Annotated in this window: 10 protein-coding genes; 2 read left to right on the forward strand and 8 right to left on the reverse strand. The window is 31.8% G+C overall.

The window, feature by feature from the left end:
• Window positions 1-174 precede the first annotated feature (174 nt).
• Window positions 175-450 (reverse strand): hypothetical protein, encoded by a 276-nt coding sequence (locus ACP5FO_RS07325; RefSeq protein WP_428110752.1) that lies wholly within the window; start codon window positions 448-450, stop codon window positions 175-177.
• A gap of 172 nt (window positions 451-622) precedes the next feature.
• On the opposite strand from ACP5FO_RS07325, the gene nikR reads away from it, so the two are divergent.
• Window positions 623-1,036 carry a nickel-responsive transcriptional regulator NikR gene (nikR, locus tag ACP5FO_RS07330; RefSeq protein WP_291490206.1) on the forward strand — a complete coding sequence of 138 codons (414 nt, stop codon included), beginning with the start codon at window positions 623-625 and terminating at the stop codon, window positions 1,034-1,036.
• 1 nt (window position 1,037) lies between these two features.
• On the opposite strand, the gene ACP5FO_RS07335 is transcribed toward nikR, so the two are convergent.
• From ACP5FO_RS07335 to ACP5FO_RS07360, 6 genes are all read right to left on the reverse strand, one after another.
• Complete coding sequence (locus ACP5FO_RS07335) at window positions 1,038-1,790, reverse strand: ABC transporter ATP-binding protein (RefSeq protein WP_428110751.1); 753 nt, start codon at window positions 1,788-1,790, stop codon at window positions 1,038-1,040.
• On the reverse strand, window positions 1,787-2,794 hold the full coding sequence (locus ACP5FO_RS07340) for a FecCD family ABC transporter permease (RefSeq protein WP_428157277.1): 1,008 nt from the start codon (window positions 2,792-2,794) through the stop codon (window positions 1,787-1,789). Before ACP5FO_RS07340 ends, ACP5FO_RS07335 begins: the two co-directional genes overlap by 4 nt.
• Complete coding sequence (locus tag ACP5FO_RS07345; protein WP_428157278.1) at window positions 2,794-3,837, reverse strand: iron ABC transporter substrate-binding protein; 1,044 nt, start codon at window positions 3,835-3,837, stop codon at window positions 2,794-2,796. The genes ACP5FO_RS07340 and ACP5FO_RS07345 overlap by 1 nt, the downstream gene beginning before the upstream one ends.
• The gene (locus tag ACP5FO_RS07350) at window positions 3,838-4,512 is read right to left on the reverse strand and encodes an FmdE family protein (RefSeq protein ID WP_428110784.1); all 675 of its coding nucleotides are present in this window, start codon (window positions 4,510-4,512) and stop codon (window positions 3,838-3,840) included.
• 9 nt (window positions 4,513-4,521) lie between these two features.
• The gene (locus ACP5FO_RS07355) at window positions 4,522-6,705 is read right to left on the reverse strand and encodes a TonB-dependent receptor (protein ID WP_428157279.1); all 2,184 of its coding nucleotides are present in this window, start codon (window positions 6,703-6,705) and stop codon (window positions 4,522-4,524) included.
• A 77-nt stretch (window positions 6,706-6,782) separates the two neighbouring features.
• On the reverse strand, window positions 6,783-7,139 hold the full coding sequence (locus ACP5FO_RS07360) for a phosphatase PAP2 family protein (protein ID WP_428157280.1): 357 nt from the start codon (window positions 7,137-7,139) through the stop codon (window positions 6,783-6,785).
• Between the two features lies 1 nt (window position 7,140).
• Here ACP5FO_RS07360 and ACP5FO_RS07365 point away from each other — a divergent pair, with 1 nt between their 5' ends.
• Window positions 7,141-7,353, forward strand: a complete 213-nt coding sequence (locus tag ACP5FO_RS07365; RefSeq protein WP_428157281.1) for a hypothetical protein — start codon at window positions 7,141-7,143, stop codon at window positions 7,351-7,353.
• Window positions 7,354-7,360: 7 nt separating this feature from the next.
• Here the strand turns inward: ACP5FO_RS07365 and ACP5FO_RS07370 are convergent.
• The coding region (locus tag ACP5FO_RS07370; RefSeq protein ID WP_428157282.1) for a DUF4337 domain-containing protein at window positions 7,361-7,761 on the reverse strand (401 nt) is incomplete at its 5' end.

Raw genomic sequence — 7,761 nt, forward strand, 5'->3', positions numbered from 1 at the left:
CCAGCTCATAGAGCCGCTTATATCCATAACAATTAATACATTTGGAGCTATAGCAGTCTGCGTACCAAGAAACGGTGGTATTGCAGCAGCACTTGGCGAGGAACAATCTGCAAAAGACACATTAGCAGAAAAAACCAAAAACGCTATTGCCAAAAACAACTTCTTTATCATCTTTTACTCTCCTGTAATTACAATAGCTTCTTCACAATCTTTTACCAAATACAAGGCAATGTTTGAGTGCTCTTTTAATTTTTTCAAAACTTCATCATTTTGTATTGAAAAAGTATGAATGCCTGTGCATCTTTTAGAGTATACATCCACTTTGATTGAGGAATCCTTCAAATTAATGCTAATTACTTTACTAATAACCATTGTATATTCTGCCGCAAACGATACATTGATATACACTAACAAAGCTATACTTATTACCAAAACAAATACTTTTTTCATACTGCAACTCCAAATTTCTTTAATTTTAAGTTATATTTTATATTGGATAATTTATAAATGCAAGTAAAAAATTAAAAAAATGCAATAAAAAATACATAATATTGACAAAATATTTTAGTCAAGTAGAATAAGTTTGACTGTTTTTGTAAACAAAAACTTTGGGAGTATACTTATGGATGAAACAATTAGATTCAGCATATCTTTACCTGAATCTCTTTTAAAAGAATTAGATGAAAAGATGATAAAAAAAGGTTACGCTTCAAGGTCTGAGTTTGTTAGAGATTTAATAAGAAAAGAGCTTGTAGAAGAAAAATGGTCAAGTACAACTTATGAAGTCTACGGCGTATTGACTATAATTTACGATCATCATAAAAAAGAATTAGCAGAAAAACTAATAGATATACAGCATGACTGGCCAATCAATATTGTATGTGCAACGCACATTCATATAGATCATCACAATTGCCTTGAAAATATTATTTTAAAAGGCGTACCAGAATCAATTGAGGAAATTGCAATAAAAATAGGCGGATTAAACGGTGTTAAGTTTTCCAAACTCACACGCGCAGCTAGTTTGGAAAAATAAGTTAATAGTTTGGAACGCACAATTTTTTGCCATTTTGGTTTAATATATCAAGCTCTATACCATAAACATCACTTATAATCTTAGCATTGAGCTCATCTAAGCTACAAAAATCAAGCAACTTTGCATCTTTTAAAAACAACAGCCTATCAGCGTAATTCAGTGCCATATTTATATCGTGCAAAGCCATTATGGCTATAAGTTTTTTTTGGGAAACTAAAGTCTTTAATAATTGCATAACTTCAATTTGGTTTTTCAAATCAAGGTTGTTTAAAGGCTCATCTATAAGCAGAATTTTTGATTCTTGAGCCAAAAGCTGAGCTATGCGCACCTTTTGGGCTTCCCCTCCACTAATTGCCGTAAATTTCTTTAATGCAAGGTGATTTAAGTTAAGTGTGTTTATGATTGATTGAGCAATAGCATAGTCTCTTGCACTAAAAAATTTTTTTATATAAGGTTTTCTTGATAGCAAAACACTTTCAAATACATTTATGTCAATGTTTTTAGGGCTTTGGGCAAAGTAAGACACGATTTTTGCAATCTCTTTGCTTGGCATTTTATTTATGGCTTTTTTATTAAATAAAATATCGCCAGATGGTTTTAGAATCCCACATAAGCATTTAAGCAATGTTGTTTTGCCTGCGCCATTTACGCCAAGCAGCGCCACAAGCTCACCTTTTTTAGCAAAAAATGATACATTGTCCAAAACTGTCTTATGCTTATACATAAACCTTAGATTTTTTACCTCTAAACTCACCTTTTGCCTCTAATTATAAGATAAAAAAACACAGGAGCACCGATAAATGATGTTATAATCCCAACAGGCAATACCACATTGCCAAGAATATTTCTTGCAATAATATCTGCAAGTATCAAAATAATTGCACCTATAATTGCACTTGAGGCCAAAAAATAATCACTCCCAATAAGCCTTTTTGCTATATGCGGTGCAACTAAGCCAACGAATCCTATTATACCAACGAATGCAACTATACTTGCGCTTAACAAAGATGAAACTACCATACTAATAATTCTCAAATTTTCTGCGTTAACCCCAAGTGATCTTGCATGATCATCGCCAAACTGCAATAGCTTGTAGTCTATCGATTTGCTCAAGAAAAATAAAAAAGCAACAACAAACAACCCAAATATCAAAAAGATTTCGCTGTAGGTTGTTCTTGAGCAATCGCCAAACATCCAAAAAATGATAGCGCTAATCTGCGTATCACTTGAAAAATACTGCAAAATTGCAAGCAACGCGCTAAACAACGATCCAATAGCAACACCAGATAAAATAAGCGTTTCATTTGATGCATTTTTTAATTTTGAGATAAATACTATTATCAATGTTGCAACTAAAGAACTTAAAAAAGCACTAAAACTTACAGCGTACGGATTCTTAAAAAAAGCAGAGCCAAAAAAAATTGCCAAAGCTGCACCGAATGCACTTGATGCTGAAATACCAAGCGTAAACGGTGAAGCTAATGGATTTTTAAGAACAATTTGCAAAACAGCGCCACATAATGCAAGACCGCCCCCAGCTAGGATAGCTGTAAGTGCTTCTGGCAGCCTCATTTGCCAAATCACAAGCTCTGAATTTGAATTAGCCTTAAAAACAAGCGCTTTTAGACATTCATAAACCGAAATATTATAAGAGCCAATCATTACAGAAGCAATAATTAATACAAAAAGAATAATTACTAAAGCCAAAAGATAAAACAATTTTATTCTTTTTTGCTTAAGGTATGTTTTTGCTATCATTAAAAATTTAACTTGCCTAAATTCCTTTTGTAAACTTTAAGCATTTTATCGTACAAAGGTTTATTAAGCAAAAATTTGTATATTTCATCAGCTATTTGTTTAATATTATAATTTTGCTTGTAAACAACATTTGCTATAAAATACGTATCAATGAGAGCGTTATCTATATTTGTCGCATAAAAATTGTATGGCCACTCAACATATACATTGTGATTTCTAAAAGCACTTAAACTTTTATAAAATTGCGGATTTTTTTTATAATCTTTTTCAACTAATGCTAACCCGCCCAGATCTATTAATATATACTGTGGATTTAATTTTAAAATTTCTTCTTTGCTAACCATAATTGCACCCTGAGATTTTACATTTTGAATAACGTTATGCACACCAAGCAATTCAAAAGGCAAAAAATTGCTCTGGGTACTTTCTATACCATGTGCGCCCCTCATACCCAGTGCTCCAATATATGCACTGACTTTTGGTTTATTTAAAGAAATTTCTTTAATATAGTTAAATTGCTTATCCAAAAAAGATATGATCTGTTTTGCTCTGTCTTGTTTGTTACAAATTTGTCCTATTAACAATAGTGATTTTTTAAAGTCATCATTATTAAAGGTTGCAATCTGACCATAACTTAAAACAACAACAGGTAGATGCGTTTTATCCTGCAACATTTGAGCACTCTTTTTGTCAACTAAATATGTTACAAAAATCACATCGGGCTTTACGCTTAAAATTTTCTCTATATTTATACTTGAGTTTGGACCACCCTGGCCTATAACAGGCAATTTTAATAATTGTTGGTTTGCAATCATATATGGTGCAGTAGATTTTTTTTCTATATTTTCTATGCCGACTACATTATTAGCTAAATCCATATAGCATATAAGCCTCAACGTACCAGGACCAATAGCAACTATACGTGATACTTTATGATTAATAGAAACATGTCTATCAAGTAAATCAACTACTTCCATTGCGTTTGCTTTTACTGCAATAATAATAAAAAAAACTATAGCAAGTAAAAAAAATCGTTTTTTCATTTAAACCTCCAAAAATAAAGATTGTATTGTTTGTATACCTCTTCCAATTAAAGCTGGCATTGAAATATTTGCACACGTAGCACAATAATGCTTACCGTTTTGTTCTATGATTTTCGTTGACATGACAAGCTCAGAACAGTTGTCACACTTAAGACTGTCAAAAATTGGTGCTCTTTCGATAGGTTTTATTTTTATAGGCTTTATATCAAATATACTATTATCAATCTCTAACATTTTATAACCTGTTTCTTCCCATAAAGCAGACATTTCCTTTATTTCCTCTTGGTTGGCGTTTCTTTGCTTAACAACTCTGTCAAAAAGCTCTATGCCTCTTTTTGGAAAGTAACTTTTAACTTTATCAGAGTCCATATACAACCTTAAACCTTCAAAATTGCTTCTTCTAACTATTGATAGAGAATTTTTACCAGTATCTAAGTAAATGAGGCTATTGTTTCCTATTGTGCATCCTGTTGCTATCTGAACGCCATCAAGAAAACAGTTATTACACTCAACAATTGCAAGTAAATTTTCATTGATTGTATCTTCCGTACTAGCACGTTTTATATTCAACTTTGATAAAAGCAACAGAGATGCTTTGACACCAAGCGCCACATAAGGGCAAATATGACCGTGAAATTTTTTTGCATAATCCAGCCATTCTTTTTTGTAATTCATTAAAGCCCCCTAAAATGTTAAGCTTGCAGTTAAACTCGCATTAAATGGCTCGCCTGGATAAAAACTTGTATTTCCAGCAAGCGCATCATCCATTGAGTTTATAACAGCAATATATTTTTTATTTAATATGTTGTTTAATTGGAGTGATAATTTAAACTCGTGCATCTTGTAGATATTTTTAAGTGTATAATTTATTTGTGCGTTAAGTGTAGCATAAGATGCCACTTCTTGCGTGTGATTTGCGTCTGCATACCTTGATCCTACATAAATAACAGAAGGTATAAACTGCCACTTATCATAATTTACAATAAATCCGCTTTTTATAAGCCATTTTGGCACATCAACAATTTGCTTATCCTTGCAATCAATCAAGCTACCTTGGTAGCTAATATTATTATCGTAGGTTAATCTAGTAAATGAAGGATTAAAAAAGAATGTGAGGTAATCATTAACATAAGCATTAAATGCAAGATCAAAACCATAACCGGTGGCTTTGCCGATATTTTGTTGATAGTTTAGCTTAACACGGGGGTCATAAACTGTTGTTAGTAAATCTTTTTGTTTTGAGTAAAAAAATGTTGGCAAAATATCAAACCATGAACCTCTAATGCGTGCACCTAAATCAATATTATCTGAACGCTCAATATTGTACCCATCAAAAAGATCATTTAGCGTTATATGTGCTTTTTGAAATGCTTGCCTATTTGTATTATATAAATTAATAAGCGGCATATATGCATATGGTCTAATAAAGTTTCTGCCATAGTTTGTATAAAGTTCAAATTCATCACTAAATTTATAAGATAGGCCTACGTTTGGCAACCATATATCGTAAAGTCTTTCCTTTCTGTCTAAGTCTGGCGCTCTAACCAAACTATATGGGGCAGTTTTGCTTGTTACATAGCCTTGTGAAGCAGAATCGTTAAATCTAAAATACTTTATGCCTGCCTGGGCTTTAAATTTTTGGTCTTCAAAAGCAACCTGTAAAAATGGTGATTTTATATATGAATCACCAGTTGTTGCAAATACACCATAGCCTCTATAAGATAAATTATCACCTAAAATTGCATAATTTTGTGAATATATATCCATATTGGAAACTTCATACTGCATACCACTTGAAACTTTAAAATGATTAACATTTAGATCAACCTGCGCGATAATACCTTTTCTATCTATATCCCTTGTTCTTTTTTGAACAATATTTTGTGGAGAAATACCTTGCCAGATATGTGTATTTTCCTTAGAATAGTACGGTTTTAGTACTACATCAAAAATATTGGTTGGTTTTATTGTTAAAATGCTAAAAAAATCAGTATTTTGAAAATCACCATGATTATACCCAAAATAGTTTATATCTTTTGAAGCAACAGATGTTTTTGAACTATTATAATCAAGGTTCGTATCGTCAATTTGAGCATAGGTCAAAGCTCTATAAAGGTTTTGTTTTACAAAATTGTAATTAAAAAAAACTTTAACATCAAACACATCGCCAACTGGTTGATCAAGCATAAAATTTACATTGTTCCTTGGGCCGATCTCACCAGGGCCTCTCCATTTATTTGCAATGCCGTATGAGTATGACACACTAAATCTTGTATTGGTTTTATCGATATTTCCAGAATCAAACCTGAAAAAATTTTCGTACAATTCATAAGTACCATAAGTTTGCTGCATTTTAAACTGTGTTGTTTTAAGTGGCCATAATGGTACAAGCTCAATTGCTCCACCTCTATTTCCAACGCCTACGCCTAAGCTTGCTGGCATTGCAGATTCGTAAACCTTTATTGCCTTAAAATTTTGCATATTGTAAATATAATCTCTGGGTCCCATAGGGTTTCCGCCATAATTTGGTATGCCTTCTACTGTCATTGCACCCAAATAACCACGCACACCTCTAATTCTAACATTTGTGCCTTCTGCATAAAGTCCACTTGAATCTGCATTTTCAACGCTAACATCAGGCAATATATTAATCGCATTATAAACGCTTGTTTGTGCTTGTGTCCCACCTAAATCCATACCCTGTTTTGTTACCTCTAAACCGGAAAAAACAGTTTGTTCCGTTTGTCTGGTGGGTTCAATAATTGGTGTTGCGCTTACATTTACAGCTTCTAATTTTTTTGCATCATCGGCAAAAGCGTAGTTTGAAAGGATTGTTAAAAAAAGACACACTAACCATACTCGCTTCATTTTCCCCCTTCTAATATTACAAATTATAATTCTGTAATATTATTTATCACAGTGGTAATTGTTTGTCAATAAATAATTTATTTTTGAAGTTTTTTTTCTAAAGAATACGAAATTAAAACTACAAATATTGATATGGCATAACTTATGAGCACATTGCTCAAATAATGCTTACATAAAAACATTCTTGATAGACCAACAAGTATTGCCCACAAAATAAGTAAAATTCCAATTTTTTTGTTTTTTGCAAAAATGCTAAATGCTAAAGTTGCATTTAAAGCAGTATGACCAGAAGGCATACTGTCGAAATCATGCCTAAATGTAAAAGGATAAAAACCATAAATGTTATCTTTTATATACATAATTGGCCTTGCCTGTCCAAGCATATATTTTAGTACTATAACCAAAGTATCTGCAAGAATTATTGATACACACATTATGAATACAAATTGTCTTAAAGGCTTAATCCAAAAAGATAAAAAAACGACCAAAGAAACGATTAAAAAAACCCACTCAAAAGACCCAATTTCGCTGATTTTGTCAAAAAAAGGTAAAAATATTTTTTTATTGCATAAAAACACACAAATATATCTATCAAATGTAAATATTGATATCACACCAAAAATAAGCAATGTAAAGGCTACTGTATAGTATTTTTTCACAAAACCTCAACCAAAAACATTAATAAACCTACTGTAAATGATAAAAGAGACACATACCAAAAAATTTTTCGCCTTGTAATAGCTGAAATAGATGCAACGGCTATACTAAGCTGTATTATGATTTGTGCAATTAAAAACTTATGGTGTTTTTCAAAGTTATGGTTACTTTTTTCCTGAAATTCTTTAACTTTTTCCTCAAGCTTTTGTGCATCTTGTTTTATTTGTTTCTTTTCTTGATTGTAACGCTGGGCTTGCAATTTAAACTTTTCCTTTTTTATAAGGTCATAAGCAATTGAATACATATTTTCCCTTATTACCTTAGCTTGATAGTAACCCCAAGCATCAGAAGCCTTATTTTGCATTAAAACAGCATCGTTTTTATTTAAAATAGTTTGAG

It is taken from the genome of Desulfurella sp. (assembly GCF_049977265.1).
Lineage (GTDB): Bacteria > Campylobacterota_A > Desulfurellia > Desulfurellales > Desulfurellaceae > Desulfurella.

Bases quoted from the DNA above. Each gene is read 5' to 3' on its own strand.
- ACP5FO_RS07325 (WP_428110752.1), bottom strand. From the start codon at position 450: ATGAAAAAAGTATTTGTTTTGGTAATAAGTATAGCTTTGTTAGTGTAT.
- nikR (WP_291490206.1), top strand. From the start codon at position 623: ATGGATGAAACAATTAGATTCAGCATATCTTTACCTGAATCTCTTTTA.
- ACP5FO_RS07340 (WP_428157277.1), bottom strand. From the start codon at position 2,794: ATGATAGCAAAAACATACCTTAAGCAAAAAAGAATAAAATTGTTTTAT.
- ACP5FO_RS07345 (WP_428157278.1), bottom strand. From the start codon at position 3,837: ATGAAAAAACGATTTTTTTTACTTGCTATAGTTTTTTTTATTATTATT.
- ACP5FO_RS07350 (WP_428110784.1), bottom strand. From the start codon at position 4,512: ATGAATTACAAAAAAGAATGGCTGGATTATGCAAAAAAATTTCACGGT.
- ACP5FO_RS07355 (WP_428157279.1), bottom strand. From the start codon at position 6,705: ATGAAGCGAGTATGGTTAGTGTGTCTTTTTTTAACAATCCTTTCAAAC.
- ACP5FO_RS07360 (WP_428157280.1), bottom strand. From the start codon at position 7,139: ATGTGTGTATCAATAATTCTTGCAGATACTTTGGTTATAGTACTAAAA.
- ACP5FO_RS07365 (WP_428157281.1), top strand. From the start codon at position 7,141: ATGAATACAAATTGTCTTAAAGGCTTAATCCAAAAAGATAAAAAAACG.